This window comes from Pseudomonas sp. NPDC086251, from assembly GCF_044746405.1.
In the GTDB taxonomy this organism is placed as follows: domain Bacteria; phylum Pseudomonadota; class Gammaproteobacteria; order Pseudomonadales; family Pseudomonadaceae; genus Aquipseudomonas.
Genome location: NZ_JBIVBY010000032.1, coordinates 42,357 through 61,713, shown reverse-complemented (window position 1 = coordinate 61,713; position 19,357 = coordinate 42,357). Strand labels below are relative to the sequence as shown.

The 19,357-nt window shown below is 59.8% G+C and carries 19 protein-coding genes; 16 read left to right on the top strand and 3 right to left on the bottom strand.

Annotation, left to right across the window (positions count from 1 at the left end):
- Positions 1-78: 78 nt before the first annotated feature.
- A complete protein-coding gene (locus tag ACIPL2_RS28345; protein ID WP_401362137.1) occupies positions 79-1,284 on the bottom strand; it encodes an MFS transporter in 1,206 nt (401 codons plus the stop codon).
- A gap of 348 nt (positions 1,285-1,632) precedes the next feature.
- Here ACIPL2_RS28345 and ACIPL2_RS28340 point away from each other — a divergent pair, with 348 nt between their 5' ends.
- The 6 genes from ACIPL2_RS28340 (at position 1,633) to ACIPL2_RS28315 (ending at position 7,514) form a co-directional block, all read left to right on the top strand.
- Complete coding sequence (locus ACIPL2_RS28340; protein WP_401362135.1) at positions 1,633-2,115, top strand: GNAT family N-acetyltransferase; 483 nt, start codon at positions 1,633-1,635, stop codon at positions 2,113-2,115.
- Positions 2,116-2,306: 191 nt separating this feature from the next.
- The gene (locus ACIPL2_RS28335) at positions 2,307-3,299 is read left to right on the top strand and encodes a 2-dehydro-3-deoxygalactonokinase (RefSeq protein WP_401362133.1); all 993 of its coding nucleotides are present in this window, start codon (positions 2,307-2,309) and stop codon (positions 3,297-3,299) included.
- Positions 3,300-3,318: 19 nt separating this feature from the next.
- On the top strand, positions 3,319-3,939 hold the full coding sequence (locus ACIPL2_RS28330) for a 2-dehydro-3-deoxy-6-phosphogalactonate aldolase (RefSeq protein WP_401362130.1): 621 nt from the start codon (positions 3,319-3,321) through the stop codon (positions 3,937-3,939).
- 61 nt (positions 3,940-4,000) lie between these two features.
- Positions 4,001-5,149 (top strand): galactonate dehydratase, encoded by a 1,149-nt coding sequence (dgoD, locus tag ACIPL2_RS28325; protein WP_401362127.1) that lies wholly within the window; start codon positions 4,001-4,003, stop codon positions 5,147-5,149.
- 190 nt (positions 5,150-5,339) lie between these two features.
- The gene (locus ACIPL2_RS28320; protein WP_401362124.1) at positions 5,340-6,650 is read left to right on the top strand and encodes an MFS transporter; all 1,311 of its coding nucleotides are present in this window, start codon (positions 5,340-5,342) and stop codon (positions 6,648-6,650) included.
- A 60-nt stretch (positions 6,651-6,710) separates the two neighbouring features.
- Positions 6,711-7,514, top strand: a complete 804-nt coding sequence (locus tag ACIPL2_RS28315; RefSeq protein WP_076028203.1) for an IclR family transcriptional regulator — start codon at positions 6,711-6,713, stop codon at positions 7,512-7,514.
- Here ACIPL2_RS28315 and ACIPL2_RS28310 read toward each other — a convergent pair.
- Positions 7,511-8,563 (bottom strand): NAD(P)-dependent alcohol dehydrogenase, encoded by a 1,053-nt coding sequence (locus ACIPL2_RS28310; RefSeq protein ID WP_401362120.1) that lies wholly within the window; start codon positions 8,561-8,563, stop codon positions 7,511-7,513. The genes ACIPL2_RS28315 and ACIPL2_RS28310 overlap by 4 nt on opposite strands.
- A gap of 191 nt (positions 8,564-8,754) precedes the next feature.
- Here ACIPL2_RS28310 and ACIPL2_RS28305 point away from each other — a divergent pair, with 191 nt between their 5' ends.
- Complete coding sequence (locus ACIPL2_RS28305; RefSeq protein ID WP_401362118.1) at positions 8,755-9,645, top strand: AraC family transcriptional regulator N-terminal domain-containing protein; 891 nt, start codon at positions 8,755-8,757, stop codon at positions 9,643-9,645.
- Between the two features lie 184 nt (positions 9,646-9,829).
- On the opposite strand, the gene ACIPL2_RS28300 is transcribed toward ACIPL2_RS28305, so the two are convergent.
- Entirely contained in the window at positions 9,830-11,494 is a 1,665-nt protein-coding gene (locus ACIPL2_RS28300; RefSeq protein WP_401362115.1) for an electron transfer flavoprotein-ubiquinone oxidoreductase, read from the bottom strand.
- A 547-nt stretch (positions 11,495-12,041) separates the two neighbouring features.
- On the opposite strand from ACIPL2_RS28300, the gene ACIPL2_RS28295 reads away from it, so the two are divergent.
- The 9 genes from ACIPL2_RS28295 (at position 12,042) to ACIPL2_RS28255 (ending at position 19,179) form a co-directional block, all read left to right on the top strand.
- The gene (locus tag ACIPL2_RS28295) at positions 12,042-12,791 is read left to right on the top strand and encodes an electron transfer flavoprotein subunit beta/FixA family protein (RefSeq protein WP_033057000.1); all 750 of its coding nucleotides are present in this window, start codon (positions 12,042-12,044) and stop codon (positions 12,789-12,791) included.
- Complete coding sequence (locus tag ACIPL2_RS28290) at positions 12,792-13,721, top strand: electron transfer flavoprotein subunit alpha/FixB family protein (protein ID WP_401362111.1); 930 nt, start codon at positions 12,792-12,794, stop codon at positions 13,719-13,721.
- A 190-nt stretch (positions 13,722-13,911) separates the two neighbouring features.
- A complete protein-coding gene (locus tag ACIPL2_RS28285) occupies positions 13,912-14,727 on the top strand; it encodes a substrate-binding periplasmic protein (RefSeq protein ID WP_401362108.1) in 816 nt (271 codons plus the stop codon).
- A gap of 9 nt (positions 14,728-14,736) precedes the next feature.
- Complete coding sequence (locus ACIPL2_RS28280) at positions 14,737-15,093, top strand: DUF4398 domain-containing protein (protein WP_059406836.1); 357 nt, start codon at positions 14,737-14,739, stop codon at positions 15,091-15,093.
- The gene (locus tag ACIPL2_RS28275) at positions 15,090-15,902 is read left to right on the top strand and encodes an OmpA family protein (RefSeq protein WP_401362104.1); all 813 of its coding nucleotides are present in this window, start codon (positions 15,090-15,092) and stop codon (positions 15,900-15,902) included. Before ACIPL2_RS28280 ends, ACIPL2_RS28275 begins: the two co-directional genes overlap by 4 nt.
- Before the next feature lie 213 nt (positions 15,903-16,115).
- Positions 16,116-17,555 carry a PLP-dependent aminotransferase family protein gene (locus ACIPL2_RS28270; RefSeq protein ID WP_059406834.1) on the top strand — a complete coding sequence of 480 codons (1,440 nt, stop codon included), beginning with the start codon at positions 16,116-16,118 and terminating at the stop codon, positions 17,553-17,555.
- Positions 17,556-17,644: 89 nt separating this feature from the next.
- The gene (locus tag ACIPL2_RS28265) at positions 17,645-18,112 is read left to right on the top strand and encodes a translation initiation factor 2 (protein ID WP_401362101.1); all 468 of its coding nucleotides are present in this window, start codon (positions 17,645-17,647) and stop codon (positions 18,110-18,112) included.
- Positions 18,113-18,277: 165 nt separating this feature from the next.
- Positions 18,278-18,532 (top strand): YkgJ family cysteine cluster protein, encoded by a 255-nt coding sequence (locus ACIPL2_RS28260; RefSeq protein ID WP_401362099.1) that lies wholly within the window; start codon positions 18,278-18,280, stop codon positions 18,530-18,532.
- A 41-nt stretch (positions 18,533-18,573) separates the two neighbouring features.
- Positions 18,574-19,179 carry an START domain-containing protein gene (locus tag ACIPL2_RS28255; RefSeq protein WP_401362096.1) on the top strand — a complete coding sequence of 202 codons (606 nt, stop codon included), beginning with the start codon at positions 18,574-18,576 and terminating at the stop codon, positions 19,177-19,179.
- Positions 19,180-19,357: the final 178 nt, after the last annotated feature.

Sequence of the window (19,357 nt, the reverse complement as noted above, 5' to 3'; positions counted from 1 at the left end):
ACGTCTCCATTGGTTTGAGTCCTTACCTGATATTGGTCCGCCCTCAACTGGGTTGGTGCCTGATGAACGACGAACGGTTCAGGCCTGTTGCACGGTTTTAAGGGTGACGGCACGGCGCCAGATCAACCGGCCCACGGTGATCAGCCAGTTCAGCACGGCAATCGCCAACACCGTGAGCAGCAGCATCGCCATCCCGTGTTCGACGATGATTTTCCCGGCCAGCAACGGAAAGCCAAACACGCCGATGAAGTAAGACAGGCTGAACAACAGCAAGGCTTGCGAGGTTGTGCCGTTTGGCGCTTCGTTGGCCGCCAGACCGTTGATCACCGAGTAGGTCAGGCCGTAACCGACCCCGAGCATCACCGCCGCCAGCACATAGCTGAAGCCGTCATCGACGACGAAACCGAACATCAGGATCGAGCCCATCATCACGCCCGACAGCAGGCAGGACGCACGGAGCGGATCGCGCTTGACCACGAACCCGGCGATCAGCATTCGGCTGCTGATCGCAGCGCTCATGAAGCCCAGGAAGAACAACGAATAGTCGAGCGAACGCGCCGCCGCATAGCTGGTTTGAAAACTCGACAGACCGCCGAAAACGCACCCGCCGAGGCCGACCATGATGATCGGAAACAGTGCTTTCGAGGACAACACTTGAGCCGTGGCGCGCCAGGAAATCCGCGACACCGTTGTCGATGGGGCGGGTGTTTTTTTCAGCTGCACATCCAGCCGCCAGAACAACAAAACGCCAATCAGGCTGGCCAGCGCGGCGAGGTAAAACGCCGCGGTGATCGGAAAGCCGAGGGCACTGGCGGCGCGCCCCAGTAACGGGCCGCTGCCGATGCCGGTCATCATGCTGCCCGACAGCAAGGCAAAGTATTTGGCCCGTTGCGCGGGTGTCACCAGGCTCGCGACGATGATCGGCCCCAAGGTGTAGAACACGCCCCAGCCCAACCCCAGCAACAGCCCGAAAAACAGCAGCCAGTGGCCGAAGCCTGGCGTCAGTGCAAACCCCAGGCTGGCGGCCACCAGCAAGACACCGAACAGCGCAATCGAACGCGCGGCGCCGAGCAGGTCGGACAGGTGCCCGGACACGATCACCGCCGCAAAGGTGCTGAGCATCGCCGCCGAAATCACGCTGCCGGCATCGTGCTCGTTGCCGCCGCGTGAGCCGATCAACAGCGACAGCAAAAACGTCGAGCCATAGGACAGCGACAGCAAATAACTGGCGAGGCAGAACAGGCCGAATAACCTGCTTGAGACCTGCGGTGGTGCGGTAGACATGACGCGGTTCCTTGACCCGATAGACGTGAGTGTCATCTATCTATCACGCGGGGCGTGGAGGTTAGGTCTGAGGTTGGCGATGCCAGGGTTAGTGCAGGCCGGAGTAATGAGCGGAGCCAGCGCCGATTTTGTGAATCACCGACAAATTGTGGGAGCGGGCTTGCTCGCGAAAGCGGTGTGTCAGCCAACGTTGATGTTGAATGTGATGGCCCCTTCGCGAGCAAGCCCGCTCCCACATTTGGCCTGCGCCTCCATGAACGTGTGGGGGACAGTTTTTGCTTTCCCATGTGACGAGCGCTGCTTGGCGCCTTAGTATGGCGTTTTCCACTTTTTGACGAAGGCACGTCCATGACGATCGAGATCCGCCCGGCGACCCCCAGTGATGCACCGCAAATTCTCTCGTTCATCACGGAATTGGCCGACTACGAACGCGCCCGTCACGAAGTCATTGCCAGCGTCGCCGACATCGAGCGCAGCCTGTTCAGCGAAGGCGCCACCGCCCACGGCCTGATCTGCCTGCGCGATGGTTCGCCGATTGGTTTTGCGGTGTTCTTCTTCAGTTATTCCACGTGGCTGGGCAGCAACTGCCTGTACCTCGAAGACCTCTACATCACCCCCGAACAGCGTGGCGGCGGCGCTGGTAAAACCTTGCTGCGCCACCTGGCAAAAATAGCCTGCGCCAATGATTGCGGACGGTTCGAATGGAGCGTGCTGGACTGGAACAAACCGGCGATCGAGTTCTACAAATCCCTTGGCGCGCAACCGCAGGAAGAGTGGGTGCGGTATCGGATGGATGGGAAAGTGCTGCGCGAGTTTGCCGACGGCCATTGATGCCCGGTTAAAAGATCGCAGCCGTCGGCAGCGCCTACAGGGGTACGCAATCCCTGTAAGCGCTGCCGACGGCTGCGATCTTTTTTTGTCCATGTCCCAATATATGGGAGTGATATTTATATATTGAGATTTTAGTCCGTCCGGGTTTATAGTCCAGCTCACTCACTGCCAAAAACAAAACAGGTGAAGCGATGCTGGCGCAATTGATCGCGCTCGATTGGGGGACAACCTCATTACGTGCTTACAAACTGGGCCTCGGTGGCCAGGTCCTCGAACAGCGGTCGCTGTCGTCGGGGATCATGCAGCTGCCGCGGACGCCGCGAGTGATTGCCGGCCAGGCCTGCACCGACGGTTTTGAACTGGCCTTCGACGAGGCCTGCGGTGATTGGCTCGACGCGCAACCCGACTTGCCGGTGATTGCCTGTGGGATGGTCGGCAGCGCTCAGGGCTGGCGCGAAGCGGCCTACCGCGATACGCCGGCGAACGTCGCCAATCTCGGCACTTCCCTACAAACGGTTCGCAGTCTTCGCGGTGTCGACGTGCACATCGTGCCGGGCGTGATTCAGCGCTCGCGCCTGCCGAATGTGATGCGCGGCGAAGAAACACAAGTGCTCGGCGTGCTGCAAAATCTGCCGGGCGGGACGGGCGGTGACCTGTTGATCGGCCTGCCGGGCAGTCATTCGAAATGGGTGGAAGTGGCCGACGGTTGCATCGTGCATTTTGATACCTTCATGACCGGCGAAGTCTTCGCCGTGCTCAGCGAACACAGCATTTTGGGGCGTACCCAGCAAAAGGCTGCGTCGTTCGATGGCGAAGCCTTTGATCGCGGTGTGCAAGTGGCCCTGTCGGCAGACGGCGAGATCGGCCCGCTGTCGACGTTGTTCAGTGCCCGCAGCCTCGGCCTGACCGGTGAACTCAGCGCCACCGCCCAAGCGGATTATCTGTCCGGCCTGCTGATCGGCCATGAACTGTCGGCGTTGGCCAGCGTTCAGCGCCGTCGACGCAACAGCGTTCATCTGCCGTCGATCATCCTCATCGGCAATGCCCAACTCTGTGCCCGCTACAGCCGGGCGCTCGATGCCTGCGGTTTTGCCCGAGTGACACTGGCCGAACAAGCCACCGAACGCGGGTTGTGGCAGTTGGCGCTCGCCGCCGGACTGATCACAGCGAACCCATCCCGTTAAACCTGACTGGAGGTCTGACATGCTTAAACAAGCACTGGCACAAAACGGTCTGATCGCGATCCTGCGCGGGCTGCGTCCGCAAGAAGCGGCAGCCATCGGCGAAGTCCTGTACTCGGCCGGATTTCGCGTCATCGAAGTGCCGCTCAACTCCCCTGAACCGTACGACAGTATCCGCATCCTGCGCAGTACCTTGCCGGCCGATTGCCTGATCGGTGCCGGCACGGTGCTGACGCCGGAACAGGTCGAGCACGTGAAAGCGGCGGGAGGCCAGGTCATCGTCATGCCCCACAGCGATGCCAAGGTGTTGCGTGCAGCGAAAGCCGCCGGGCTGTACCTGTCACCAGGTGTCGCCACGCCGACCGAGGCGTTTGCCGCGCTGGCCGAAGGCGCGGACGTACTGAAGATGTTCCCGGCGGAGCAAATGGGCCCGACAGTCGTCAAAGCCTGGCTCGCGGTACTGCCGGCGGGAACGATCCTGGCCCCGGTCGGCGGCATCACGCCGGACAACATGCAGGTGTTTATCGACGCTGGCGTGAAAGGTTTCGGCCTCGGTTCCGGCTTGTTCAAACCGGGCATGACGCCCGAGGAAGTGGCGGTGAACGCCAAGGCCTACGTCGCTGCATGGAACGCTCTGCGTTAAGACTTTCTGGCGCCGAGCGCGCTGCATCTAAAAGAGCTGCATCTACAAAAAGAGAGCACAGATGAAAATCACCAAACTGACCACCTTCATCGTTCCGCCGCGCTGGTGCTTCCTCAAGATCGAAACCGACGAGGGTGTGACCGGCTGGGGCGAGCCCGTGGTCGAAGGCCGCGCCCACACCGTCGCGGCCGCCGTTGAAGAATTGTCCGACTACCTGATCGGCAAAGACCCCCGCAACATCGAAGACATCTGGACCGTGCTTTACCGTGGCGGCTTCTACCGTGGCGGCGCGATTCACATGAGTGCCCTGGCCGGTATCGATCAGGCGTTGTGGGACATCAAGGGCAAGGCCTTGGGCGTGTCGGTCAGTGACCTGCTCGGCGGCCAGGTGCGCGACAAGATTCGCGTCTATTCGTGGATTGGCGGTGACCGTCCCGCCGACACGGCGCGTGCGGCGCAAGAAGCGGTCGAGCGCGGTTTCACTGCGGTGAAAATGAACGGCACCGAAGAGCTGCAATTTCTCGATTCCTTCGAGAAAGTCGACCTGGCGCTGGCCAACGTCGCCGCCGTGCGTGACGCGGTGGGGCCAAACATTGGCATCGGCGTCGACTTCCATGGCCGGGTGCACAAGCCCATGGCCAAGGTGCTGATGAAGGAACTCGATCCGTACAAATTGATGTTCATCGAAGAGCCGGTGCTCAGCGAAAACTACGAAGCGCTGAAGGAACTGGCGCCGCTGACCAGCACGCCGATTGCCCTCGGTGAGCGGCTGTTCTCGCGCTGGGATTTCAAGCGTGTGCTCAGCGAAGGTTACGTCGACATCATCCAGCCCGATGCCTCTCACGCGGGCGGCATTACCGAGACGCGCAAAATCGCCAACATGGCCGAAGCCTACGACGTGGCGCTGGCGCTGCATTGCCCGTTGGGCCCGATTGCGCTGGCGGCGTGCCTGCAACTGGACGCGGTTTGCTACAACGCGTTCATCCAGGAGCAGAGCCTGGGCATCCATTACAACGAGAGCAACGACCTGCTGGATTACGTCAAGGATCCGCGGGTGTTCGACTACGACAAAGGCTTCGTGAAAATCCCCAACGGCCCGGGCCTGGGTATCGAGATCAACGAGGAATACGTGATCGAACGCGCGAAGGTCGGCCACCGCTGGCGTAACCCGATCTGGCGCCATGCCGATGGCAGTTTTGCCGAGTGGTGAGATCTGACTGACACCTCAATTCCAATGTGGGAGCGGGCTTGCTCGCGAAGGCGGTTGATCATTCAACATTGATGTCGACTGACACAGCGCTTTCGCGAGCAAGCCCGCTCCCACATTTGATCTCCATGGACCGGGAGATCCGTTACCCCCGTTTTTTTGACCTCAATAAACATAAGAAGAGGCATTCCCCATGCAACCGCAAACCCTCACCGGGCAGGCGTCGTTGGTGACGCCCAGTCGCAAGCGTTTTTTCATCATGGTCCTGCTGTTCATCACCGTGGTGATCAACTACCTGGACCGCAGCAACCTGTCGATTGCCGCGCCGGCGCTGACCAGCGAACTGGGGATCGACCCGATCCACGTCGGGCTGATCTTCTCCGCCTTCGGCTGGACGTACGCCGCCATGCAAATCCCCGGCGGCTGGCTGGTGGATCGGGTTCCGCCGCGCATCCTCTACAGCGTCGCACTGCTGCTGTGGTCGATCGCCACGGTGATGCTCGGCTTCGCCGCCAGTTTCATCGCGCTGTTCGTATTGCGCATGGCGGTCGGTGCGCTGGAAGCACCGGCGTATCCGATCAACAGCCGGGTAGTGACGACCTGGTTTCCGGAGCGCGAGCGTGCCACGGCCATCGGTTTCTACACCTCCGGGCAGTTCGTCGGCCTGGCATTCCTGACGCCGGTATTGGCCTGGTTGCAGCATCAATACGGCTGGCACATGGTGTTCGTCAGCACCGGTGCGGTGGGCATTGTGTGGGCGGTGATCTGGTACGCGGTGTATCGCGAGCCACGGGATTTCAAAGGCGCCAACGACGCGGAAATCGAGCTGATCCGCGAGGGTGGCGGGCTGGTGGATATCCAGGCTGAGCAAGCCAAAGTCAAAGCCAAATTCAGCTGGACCGACCTCGGCATCGTCCTGAGCAAACGTAAGCTCTGGGGCATCTACCTCGGCCAGTTTTGCCTCAACTCGACGCTGTGGTTTTTCCTGACGTGGTTCCCGACCTACCTGGTGAAATATCGCGGCATGGACTTCATCAAGTCCGGCTTGTTGGCGTCGCTGCCGTTTCTAGCGGCCTTCGTCGGCGTGCTGTGTTCGGGGTTCTTCTCCGACTGGTTGATCCGTCGCGGCTACACGGTAGGGTTTGCCCGCAAGTTGCCGATCATTGGCGGCCTGCTGATTTCCACCTCGATCATCGGCGCCAACTTTGTCGAGTCGACGCCGCTGGTGATTGCCTTCCTCGCGCTGGCGTTTTTCGGCAACGGGCTGGCGTCGATCACCTGGTCGCTGGTTTCAACGCTGGCACCGGCACGCCTGCTTGGATTGACCGGCGGGGTGTTCAATTTCATCGGCAACCTGTCGGCCATTGCCACGCCCATCGTCATTGGTTTCCTCGCCACCGGTGATTCGTTCGCCCCGGCGATTACCTATATCTCGGTTCTGGCGCTGCTGGGTGCACTTTCCTACATCTTGCTGGTGGGCAAAGTCGAGCGTATCAAGTTGTAGTCGCAGCCGTCGGGCGACCATAATGCCGCCCGTTCACTCGCTCAACGGTAAAGGCTGGATATGCAGGAAGACGCCCCAAAAATCGCCAAGGACGCCGCACCGACCGGCACCCAGACACTGCTTCGTGGTTTGGGTGTGGTTCAGGCCGTGGCCAGTGGCGCCCGCGATCTCAAGGAAATTGCCCGGCTCATCGGCACCACGCGCAGCACCACTCATCGTCTGGCCAGTTGCCTGGTGGACGAGCGTTATCTGCGGGTGGTGCCGCAGGTCGGTTACCTGTTGGGGCCGAAGCTGATCGAGTTGGGCTTCCAGGCGCGCGAAGAGTTGCCGTTGGTGACGTTGGCCGGGCCGTATCTGGATGAGTTGTCGGCGTTGACCGGCGACACCATTCACCTGGCGATTCGCGAGGGCGACGAAGTGCTGTACCTGCACAAGAATCCGGGGCGCAATGGCCCGGAAATGCGTTCGCGGGTCGGTCATCGCATGCCGTTGGCGCGCACCGGGATCGGTAAGGCGCTGATGCTCGACGACACGCAGGAAGAATGGCAGCGGCTGTACGAAGTCAGCCTGCCTGCGGGTGGGAAAAATCAGTTCTGGCCGCAGCACCCCGAGCAGTCCTGGGAGCAGTTTCAGCAGCGCATGGTCGAGTATGTCGCGGGCGGTTACGCCTTTGACCTGGAAGACAACGAACCGTCGATCCGTTGTGTGGCCGCGCCGATCCGTGATGCCAGCAAGCGCATCGTTGCCGGCATCAGCATCGCCAGCACCGTGCCGTACATGCCGCTGGAAAAAATGGCCGAGCTGATTCCCCTGATCAAAGGCGTCACAGCCCGGCTGTCGGCGGAGCTTGGCTTGAAGGTTTAAATCTTCAGTGTCGCCATGTCGATGACGAAGCGATACTTCACGTCACCGGCGATCATGCGGGTGTAAGCCTCGTTGATCTGACGGATGTCGAGCATTTCGATGTCGCAGGTGATGTCGTGCTCGGCGCAGAAATCCAGCACTTCCTGGGTTTCGGCAATGCCACCGATCAGCGAGCCGGCCAGTACACGACGGCTCATCACCAGTTTGCCGGCATGCACCGGTGGATCGACCGGTTCAATCAAGCCCACTAGAATGTGCACGCCGTCGAAACGCAGGGTGTCGAGGTAGGGGTTGAGGTCGTGCTGCACCGGAATGGTGTCCAGCAGGAAGTCGAAATGTCCTGCGGCGGCCTTCATCTGTTCGGCATCGGTGGACACGATCACGTGGTCCGCACCTTGGCGACGACCTTCCTCAGCCTTGCTCGCCGAGCGGGTGAACAACGTGACTTCCGCACCCATCGCCTTGGCGAACTTGATGCCCATGTGGCCGAGGCCGCCCATGCCGAGAATCCCGACCTTGTCGCCGGCTTTCACACCGTAATGCTTGAGTGGCGAGTAGGTGGTGATGCCGGCGCAAAGTATCGGCGCGGCGCTGGCCAGGTCGAGTTGTTCCGGGATGCGCACGACGAAGTGCTCGCTGACCACGATGCTGTCGGAGTAACCGCCCATGGTGTTGCTGCCATCGACCCGGTCCGGGGTGGCGTAGGTCATGGTCGGGCCTTCGAGGCAGTATTGCTCGAGGTTGGCCTGGCAGGCTTCGCAGCTGCGGCATGAATCGACCATGCAACCGACGCCTACCAGATCGCCGACCTTGTGTTGGGTGACGTTCGCACCGACGGCGGTCACTTTGCCTACGATCTCGTGGCCGGGCATCAGCGGGTAAACGGCAATGCCCCACTCGTTACGTGCCTGATGGATGTCGGAATGGCAGACGCCGCAGTAGAGAATATCGATCGCCACGTCGTCGGCCCGAGGGCTGCGGCGTTCGAATTTAACGGGGGCGAGGGGAGTGGTGGCCGATTGGGCGGCATATCCGATGGCGGTGTACATGAGGAACCTCGCAAAAGCAGTGACAGGTGAGGTGGCGAATTCTGGGCGCGGTACCGGCCAGCGGCCATGGCGATTCCTCCGGGTGTCATGCCTAATCCTCCGGCATCGGCTTTTGAACGAGCGCATTGGCGATCAGACCTGCGATGATGCTTTCATCCCTTTTTCCGCGACTTTTTCTGTGAAGAGCTCCCATGTTGTTGACCCGTCATCTTGACGCCAATGCCACGCTGGTTTCGTTGATTGAGCCGCTGACCACCCGCGACGGATTCGCGCCCACCGCCTTGCCGGGCGTGCAGGTTTTGCGCGCCAGTTGCGATGTTGCCCGCGGCCCGCAGATCTACGAACCGAGCCTGGTGATCATCGCCCAAGGCAGCAAACTGGCGTATCTGGGCCCGCGTACGCTGGAATACGGCGCCGGGCATTATTTGATTCAGGCGTTGCCGGTGCCGTTCGAGTGCGAGACGTTTTCGGCACCGGATGGCCCGATGCTGGGCGTGTCCATCGCCATTGACCGGGTGTTGCTCGGTGAATTGGTATTGGCCATGAGGCTGGCGCCGGGGCGCTATATTCCGGCGCAGACGCCAGAGTCCATGACCTCGGCGGTGCTCGACGATGCGATGCGCGGTTGCGTTGAGCGGCTGTTGCAGTGCCTGCACGATCCGCTGGAATGCCAGGTGATGGGCCAGGCGCGATTGCGCGAGTTGTTGTTCGTTGCCTTGCGCGGGCCGCAAGCCGATGTGCTGCGAGCGCTGGTCGAGCAGCAGGGGCAATTCGCGCGGATCGCGGCCTCGCTCAGTCATTTGCATGCGCATTACACCGAGCCCTTGAACGTCGAGACACTGGCCAGTTGCGCGAACATGAGTGCGTCGACCTTTCACGAGCATTTCAAGCGCAGCACCTTGTTGTCGCCGGTGCAGTACTTGAAACGCTTGCGCTTGCTCAAGGCGCAGACGTTGCTGGTGGCGGAAGGACTGGGCGTGGCGCAGGTGGCGCATCGCGTCGGGTATCAGAGCACGTCGCAGTTCAGTCGCGAGTACAAGCGCTACTTCGAGCGCAGCCCCGGCGACGAACGCGCCGCCTGATTCACCGCCAATCGAATGTGGGAGCGGGCTTGCTCGCGAAAGCGGTAGATCCGTCAACTTATCGATTGAATGACACACCGCATTCGCGAGCAAGCCCGCTCCCACATTGGTTTTGTGGTGTTGCTGGAATTTCGGGCAACAAAAAGGCCCCCGTTTCGGGAGCCTTGATGTTCAGCCTTTCGACTTACATGTTCGGGTAAGTCGGGCCGCCGGAGCCTTCCGGCGCCACCCAGGTGATGTTCTGTGCAGGGTCCTTGATGTCGCAGGTCTTGCAGTGAACGCAGTTCTGGGCGTTGATCTGGAAGCGCTTCTCGCCGTCTTCCTTGGTCACCACCTCGTACACACCGGCCGGGCAGTAGCGCTGGGCAGGCTCATCGTACAGCGGCAGGTTCTTGCTGATCGGGATGCTCGGGTCGGTCAACTTCAGGTGGCAAGGCTGTTCTTCTTCATGGTTGGTACCAGAGATGAACACCGAGCTGAGTTTGTCGAAGCTGATCTTGCCGTCCGGTTTCGGGTAGTCGATCTTCTTGCAGTCGGCCGCGAGCTTCAGGCAAGCGTAATCCGGCTTGGTGTCGTGCAAGGTGAACGGCAGTTTGCCGCCGAAGATGTTCTGGTCGAGCCAGTTGAAACCACCACCGACGATGGCGCCGAACTTGTGGATCGCCGGGCCGAAGTTGCGGCTGGCAAACAGCTCATCGTAGAGCCAGCTCTTCTTGAAGGCGTCGACGTAAGTGGTCAGCTCTTGCGTGCCGTCCTTCTCAGCGAACAGCGCCTCGGCCACGGATTCAGCGGCGAGCATGCCGGACTTCATCGCGGTGTGGCTGCCTTTGATCTTGGCGAAGTTCAGGGTGCCGAGGTCGCAACCGATCAGCGCGCCGCCCTTGAAGACCATTTTCGGCAGCGAGTTCAGGCCGCCCTTGCAGATGGCGCGCGCGCCGTAGCTGATGCGCTTGCCGCCTTCCAGGTACTGCTTGAGCACCGGGTGATGCTTGAGGCGCTGGAACTCGTCGAACGGCGACAGGTAGGTGTTGCTGTAGGACAGATCGACGATCAGGCCGACCACCACCTGGTTGTTTTCCAGGTGATAGAGGAACGAGCCGCCGGTGTTCTCGGTGCCCATGATGTCCAGCGGCCAACCGGCGGTGTGCACCACCAGGCCTGGCTGATGCTTGGCCGGGTCGATTTCCCAGATTTCTTTCAGGCCGATGCCGTAATGCTGGGCGTCGGCCTCGCTGTCGAGGTTGAAGCGCTTGATCAGCTGCTTGCCGATGTGGCCACGGCAACCTTCGGCGAACAGCGTGTACTTGCCACGCAGCTCCATGCCCGGGGTGTACAGGCCTTCTTTCGGATGGCCTTCACGGTCAACGCCCAGATCGCCGGTGATGATCCCGCGAACCACGCCGTTTTCGTCGAACAGTGCTTCCTGAGCGGCGAAGCCCGGGTAGATTTCCACGCCCAGGTTCTCGGCCTGCTGAGCCAGCCAGCGGCACAGGTTGCCCAGGGAGATGATGTAGTTGCCTTCGTTGTGCATGGTCTTGGGCACAAAGAGGTCAGGGATTTTCTGCGCGCTGTCGGCGTTCTTGAGGACGAAAATGTCGTCGCGGGTGACCGGCGTGTTCAGCGGCGCGCCGAGTTCTTTCCAGTCCGGGAACAATTCGTTCAGGGCGCGTGGTTCGAACACGGCACCGGACAAGATGTGAGCACCGACTTCGGAGCCTTTTTCGACCACGCAGACGCTGATTTCCTTACCGGCTTCGGCGGCCTTCTGCTTCAAGCGGCAGGCGGCGGAAAGACCAGCGGGGCCGGCACCGACGATGACGACGTCGAATTCCATGTATTCGCGTTCCACAGGTTATCTCCTACTCAAGGCTCAACAGTTTTTTTTCTAATTGGAGGTTTGGTGTCGCATCCATGAATTCCTGCGCAATGCGGGAAGAGGACAATCGATGAACCACCTTTCTCTCTGGGTGGCGCATTATATCTACACCACTCCTAGCGTCCAATACAAACGTTTGTTTGAATCGGCTCAAAGCCAGAGAAATCAAAGTCACGCGGCTTATGACTGGCCATTTTGCCGTATTGACCGGAATAGGCGTTCCGGTCAAGATACGGTCGGTTTTGCGCTCGCCGTAGGCTGACTGTTGGTTTCAAGAGCACCTCTAAAGACAGGGCGATGGCAGTACAGGGTGATGCGCCGCGCGGGCTTGGCGCGCAGTTTACACGCCGCGATATTGAATGACTCGTTAGTCACCACTGACGAACGGTCATGCGCATCGTGAGCGAGGGTCCCTTGACACATGTGCCGGCGTTTTTGGAGGTGCCCTTGCGCCCGATGAGCATCAACCGCCAGGTTCGCCTAGGCGACTTTCTTTTCACCGGAGAGTAACGAGGAATCCATGAAGGTTCTTGTAGCTGTCAAACGCGTTGTGGATTACAACGTCAAGGTTCGCGTCAAGGCGGACAATTCCGGCGTCGACCTCGCTAACGTGAAGATGTCGATGAACCCATTCTGCGAAATCGCCGTGGAAGAAGCGGTACGCCTGAAAGAGAAAGGCGTTGCGACTGAAATCGTCGTCGTCTCGATCGGCCCGTCCACCGCTCAAGAGCAACTGCGCACCGCGCTGGCTCTGGGTGCCGACCGCGCCATCCTCGTCGAATCCGCTGAAGATCTGACTTCCCTGGCCGTTGCCAAACTGTTGAAAGCGGTAGTCGACAAGGAACAGCCTCAGCTGGTGATCCTTGGCAAACAAGCCATCGACAGCGACAACAACCAGACCGGCCAGATGCTCGCTGCACTGAGCGGCTACGGTCAGGGCACGTTCGCCTCGAAAGTCGACATCAGCGGCGACAGCGTTGCCGTGACCCGCGAAGTCGACGGCGGCGCGCAGACAGTTTCTCTGAAACTGCCGGCCATCGTCACCACCGACCTGCGTTTGAACGAGCCGCGTTATGCGTCCCTGCCAAACATCATGAAAGCCAAGAAGAAGCCTCTCGAAGTGCTGACTCCGGACGCTTTGGGCGTTTCCACCGCCTCCACCAACAAGACCGTGAAAGTCGAAGCGCCGGCTGCACGCAGCGCGGGTATCAAGGTCAAGTCGGTGGCTGAACTGGTCGAGAAACTGAAAAACGAAGCGAAGGTAATCTAAATGACTATCTTGGTTATTGCTGAACACGACAACAAAGTGCTGGCCCCGGCCACGCTGAACACCGTGGCTGCTGCCGTCAAAATCGGTGGTGATATCCACGTGCTGGTTGCAGGTCAGGGCGCTGGCGCCGTGGCTGAAGCCGCTGCGAAAATCGCCGGTGTGAGCAAAGTCCTGAACGCTGACAACGCGGCTTACGCGCATCAGCTGCCGGAAAACGTTGCTCCTCTGGTTGCCGAGCTGGGCAAGGGCTACAGCCACATCCTGGCTGCCGCGACTTCCAACGGCAAAAACATCCTGCCGCGCGTTGCCGCTCAGCTGGACGTTGACCAGATCTCCGAGATCATCTCGGTCGAAAGCGCTGACACCTTCAAGCGTCCGATCTATGCCGGTAACGCGATCGCAACCGTTCAATCGAACGCTGCGGTCAAAGTGATCACCGTGCGTGCCACCGGTTTCGACCCGGTAGCAGCTGAAGGCGGTTCTGCTTCGGTTGAAGCGGTTGGCGCTGCACACGACGCTGGCATCTCCAGCTTCGTTGGCGAAGAACTGGCCAAGTCCGATCGTCCGGAACTGACCGCTGCCAAGATCGTCGTTTCCGGCGGCCGTGGCATGCAGAATGGCGACAACTTCAAACACCTGTACGCCCTGGCTGACAAGCTGGGCGCTGCTGTCGGTGCTTCCCGCGCCGCAGTCGACGCAGGTTTTGTACCTAACGACATGCAGGTCGGTCAGACCGGCAAGATCGTTGCTCCACAGCTGTACATCGCCGTCGGTATCTCCGGCGCGATCCAGCACCTGGCCGGCATGAAAGACTCCAAAGTGATCGTTGCGATCAACAAGGACGAAGAAGCGCCGATCTTCCAGGTGGCCGATTACGGCCTGGTGGCGGACTTGTTCGAAGCCATCCCTGAGTTCGAGAAGCTGGTCTAACCCAGCCGCTTGACTTATAAAGAGCCCGACCTTTTGGTCGGGCTTTTTTTTGTTCTCCTGTAGGAGCTGTCGAGTGAAACGAGGCTGCGATCTTTTGATCTTGTTTTTACATAGCGAAATCAAAAGATCGCAGCCTCGTTTCACTCGACAGCTCCTACAGGTAAAACCGGGTTGAGTGGAGTGTATTGCCATGGATCTGCGCCGAGTGTTCGGTTGGTCATTGTTGCTGTTGCCGGCGCTGTCTTTCGCCGCGGGCAAGTGCGAGCGGCTGGTGGTGACCGGCAGCCCGGATGCGCCGCCGTACCTGTGGCAAGACCCGCAAAACCCCAAGCACCTGATCGGCGCCAGTGCCGATTTATTGCAGCAAGTGGCGGGGGAGTTGGGCATCAAGGTTGACATACTCTACGCCGGCAAACGCTCCCAGGCCCTGGACGAAGTGCGCAGCGGGCGCATGGACATGCTGGCCGATGCGCCGCTGACTGTCAGCGAACTGGAGTCACTGGATTACATTCATCCGCCGTTGCTGGAAAACGACTACCTGGTCTGGACCCGCAAAGACTCGGCATTGGTCTACAACCAAGTGCAAGACTTGCACGGTCATCCCGGCGCTTTGTCGGAAAAGTCTCGAATGACCCAGGCATTCGGCATGTTCGCCGAGCAGCAATTGACCCTCGTGCGTACGCCCAACCTGACCCAGGCCTTGCAGAAATTGCTCTTGGGCGAAGTAGAATTTGTCCTCGCGGGACGTTACTCGGGCATGGCCGCCGCGCAGGCACTGAGCATGGCCAACGATCTGGTTGCGCGACCACAACCGGTCGACAAACCCGGCCTGTTCCTCGCGGTTTCCCACAACTCCGCCTGCAACGATCCGTGGTTGCGCGGACAGCTGGCCAAAAAGATGACAGAATTGCCCGCGTCCGGACTGACGGAAGCTGTGCTGCAACGCAACATCGAGCGTTGGAAAGCGCAGCAACAGCAACAACCCGCCAGTACCCCAAAACAGTAGGGATTTTTAGTGAGTATTCGACCTCTTTTCGCTGCCCTGGCCGTTCTGGCTCTGGCGGGTTGTGCAGCCGATCCGGCGCCGAATGAACAATTGCGCCTGACCGAGCAGGCACTCGAACAAGCCAAGGCCGTCGGCGCCACTGCCGATGACGTACCGGAAATGAAATTGGCCGAAGACAAGTTCAACCGTGCCAAGGGCAGCATGAACGACCAATCCTTCAAGAACGCACGCATGCGCGCCGAACAGGCCGAGCTGGATGCGCGCCTGGCTGAAGCCAAGGTCCTGACCCTCAAGAGCGAGGAGCAGTTGAACGTGCTCAATACCCGCATTACTCGCCTGCGCAAGCAACTGGGAGATGCCCAATGAGCCTCAAGAGCACAGTCCTCGGCGGCTTGATCCTGGCCGGTTGCGCCAGCCTTTATGGCTGTGCCGGTCAGCACAGCGAGGCCGCGTTGCAGCAGGCCGGCACCGACTTCCAGAAGGTCAAGGAAGATTCCAATGTGCTGCGAATCGCGCCGAAGGACGTGATCCGTGCCGGTGAATCCCTGGCCCGCGCCGATCGCCTGTCCAGCTACTGGGGCAGCGGCTCGGACGTGGTGCATTACGCTTACTTGAGCCAGCGCTACAGCGAAATTGCCCGCGAACATACCAATCAGGTCCTCAATGAGGAACAGGCCGCCAAGCTCGAACTGGAGCGTCAACGCCTGCAACTGGCGTTGCGCGAATCGAAATTGCTCAGCGTGCAGCAACAGGGCAAGTGGCTCGAAGAGCAGATTGTCGCGCTGGCCACCACCCAGACAGACCGTGGCCTGGTGATGACCCTCGGCGATGTGCTGTTCGATACCGGCGAAGCGGAGTTGAAAAACTCGGCGAACCGCGTGGTGTTGAAGATCGTTCAGTTCCTGCAGCTCAACCCCAAGCGGGTGGTGCGCATCGAAGGCTATGCCGACAGTACCGGCGGCAAGCAGGAAAACCTCAAGCTGTCCCGTGACCGTGCGCAGTCGGTGGCAGACGTGCTGATGGACCTGGGCATCGACGACAAACGTATTCAGGTTGAAGGTTACGGCGATGAATACCCGGTGGACGTGAACGCCTCCGAACGGGGACGTGCGCAAAACCGTCGGGTGGAAATTGTGTTCTCCGACGAGAAAGGCCAGCTCGGCGCCGCCCGTTAAGGGTTGCGTCACTGGAAAACCCGGCCTGCCATGCAGCGCCGGGTTTTTTTTACGCCTGCCGGTTAGCTCGCCCATGCCAGAAAAAGCAGTACAGATTTTGCTGACACCGCACTGTACGGTCGACTATTGTGGCAACTGTCCCCGTACACTTCTAAACTGTTCCGGTATTGTTTAACACAAGAATAAAATGCCCGTGAAATCGAGTGCTGCGTCATGACCAATCTCTTGCTCTACCAACGTATTGCTCAACAACTGGCCGAAGACATCCGTCGTGGGGTCTATCAACCGGGAGAGCGCGTGCCTTCGGTGCGCAAGATGAGTTCGCAGCTCAACGTTAGCCATGCGACGGTGTTGCAGGCTTACGCCAACCTGGAAGATCAGGGCCTGATCCGGGCCCGGCCGCAGTCGGGTTACTACGTGCACCAGACGCCAGCGCTCACCGCGCCGACGCCGGACATCGCCCGAGTCGAGCGTCCCGGCCTGGTCACCCGCAGCAGCATCATTCAACAAGTGTTGGTCGAATCCCGCCGCGAGGGTGTTTTTCCCTTGGGCGCCGCGGTGCCCAGCGTCGACTATCTGCCGGTGCGGGCGCTGCATCAGCAGTTGGCCAAAGTCACCCGTTTCCATAGTCCGCGCGCCTTCAGCTACATGTTCAGCCCCGGTTTCGAACCGCTGCGGCGGCAAGTGGCGATTCGCATGCGGGACGCTGGCGTGGTGGTCGACCCCTCGGAAGTGGTGATTACCCACGGCTGCGTCGATGCCTTGCAGATGTCCTTGCGCGTGTTGACCCGGCCGGGCGATTTGATCGCTGCCGAGTCGCCGACCTATTACGGTTTGCTGCAACTGGCGGACCTGCTGGGCCTCAAGGTCATCGAAATTCCCAGCGATCCGGCCACCGGCATGAGCCTTGAAGCCCTGCAATTGGCGGCCAACCAGTGGTCGATCAAAGCGCTGGTGTTGACCACTCGTCTGAGTAATCCACTGGGCGGCACCATGCCCGAAGAGCGGCAGAAGCAATTGCTGCGTCTGGCCTCGGATTTCGATATCCAGATTGTCGAAGACGATATCTACGGCGAACTGATGTTCGAGCAAGGTCGCACCAAATCACTCAAGGCCTACGATCGGCTGGATCGGGTGATCTATTGCTCAAGCTTCTCCAAAACCTTGTCGCCAGGTGTGCGGATCGGCTGGATGATTGCCGGTAAATACCAGCAGGAAATCCAGCGTTTGCAGACCTTCAGTACCCATTCGGCCTGTAGCGTCACGCAGATGGGCATTGCCGCTTATCTTGAGAACGGCGGTTACGACCGGCATCTGCGCTACATCCGTCAGGAGTACCGCAAGAACCTCAGCGCCTTCCAGCTGGCGGTGCAGCAGTACTTTCCGGAAGGCACGCAGATGACCCGGCCGACCGGCGGCTTCATTCTGTGGGTCAGTTTGCCGGGACGGGTCAACACCCAGGAACTGCACGTGCGCGCCTTGCAACAAGGCATCAGCATCGCGCCGGGGCTGATTTTCAGTAACACCGAGCAGTTCAATCACTGCATCCGGCTGAACTGCGGTACACCCTGGAACCGTGAAGCGGAGCGCGCCTTGATGACCCTCGGCATGCTCGCCACCCAGCTTTGCCAGGAGATGGCCGGCGGCATTTGACGGAATGGGCAGGTTCTTCCTGCCCGAGCTTGTCTTGTTGCGTGCAACAGGCGAGCATACGGGCCTCTGCCGCTAGCGCTGTTGGGTCCATGAAACCTATTTTCGCCGCCGTTTGGCTATCGATCTGCCTATTGATGGCCTTGCATGCCGAAGGCGTCATGGCGGCTGCCGTTCAGGAAAAACCACCCGCAAGCACCACGTCGAAGAAACCGGCGCCGGCCAAGAAAGCCGCGCCGGCCAAAAAGAAAACGGCAGTGGTGAAAAAGCGTGCGCCGATTGCTTCCAAATCGAAACCGGCGAGCGAGGTGGTGAAAACTCAACTCCCGCCGGCCACCCTGGATTTGAGCCTGCCCAAGGACATGGCCGAGGAGTTGAAGCCGATCGGTACAGTCCCGTTGCCCCGCCACGATACGGTGTTGCCGCAAATGTTCGGCGACAAGGCCACGCCGTTTCAGCTCAACGGAAGGCTGATCAGCAACGAAATGCAGTTGCAACTGCGTAACGAAGAGCGCCGCGAAGTCGAAGGCGCCGCGCTGGAATTCGAGTTCAAGCGTTAATTTCATCCCATCGGTGACCCGCCAACCAGACGCTTTGTCGGAGACTGGTCAGTCACCTTCGTTTCAGCGAAAAAACCCGGCCCGAAGTAATTTTAAACAACTGTTTTAGCGGTTACTCTGTGCCCCGTCCTTTAACACATCACCTATCGCGAGGAGCTCGTCGTCATGAAATGCCGTGCAGGCTGTGGCGCCTGTTGCATTGCCCCTTCCATCAGTTCACCGATTCCCGGCATGCCCAATGGCAAGCCTGCGGGAGAACGCTGCGTACAACTCTCAGTCGAAAACCTGTGCAACATTTTCGGTCAACCGGAGCGCCCGGCGGTGTGTGCGGCGTTTGAGGCCGACGTTGAGGTTTGCGGTAGCAGTAATGATGAAGCAATCAAATTGCTGGGTTGGTGGGAGGAAATGACGGCTGCGTGATGTGTTCGAGGAACGGAACTTCAACAATAAGGAATAAGACTATGGGTTCGCTGCATCGTATGGCTGTGTTGTGTGGTTTGACGGTTTTGCTGGCCTCCACGGCTGCTCAGGCCGAAGACTGGAAAGTCGCCAAGAACGAAGACGGCATCAAGGTTTCCCTGAGTGAAGTGGCCGGTTCTGATTACAAGGCTTACCAGGGTGTCACGTTGATGAAAACCACCATGGCCAAGCTGCGTGCGCTGCAGGAAGACGTGCCCGGCGCCTGTGCCTGGATTCACGAGTGCAAGACCCAGAAGTTGCTCAAACACGAAGGCGATCAGAGCTGGACCTATACGCAGTTCAATACGCCTTGGCCGGTAACTGCGCGTGATTCGGTGTTGCATGTCACTACCACCGTGGGTGCTGATGGCAGCCTGACTCGCAAACTTGAAGGTGTGCCGACGTACATTCCTGAAGAGAAGGGCTTTGTGCGGGTGACCAAGGTCGATGGTTTCTGGAAATTGGTGCCCAAGGGCGATCAGGTTGAAGTGACTTATCAGGTGCACACCGAGCCGGGCGGTAGCATTCCTTCGATGGTTGCCAACAAGTTTGTGGTGGATGCGCCGTTTAATACCTTGAAAGCTTTGAAGGAACGCGCTGAGAAGTAACGGCGGTTACCGCGGCATCCTTGCCGCGGTAACCCTCTGCGCAACGCGCAACAGCAAGATCACAGCCTTCGGCAGCTCCTTGGCCGTGTGTGCCCATCTATATATGTAGCGCACCGATCCCCTGTAGGAGCGAGCTTGCTCGCGATGAACCCACAGGCACCGCGTTTTTCCCGCTGAA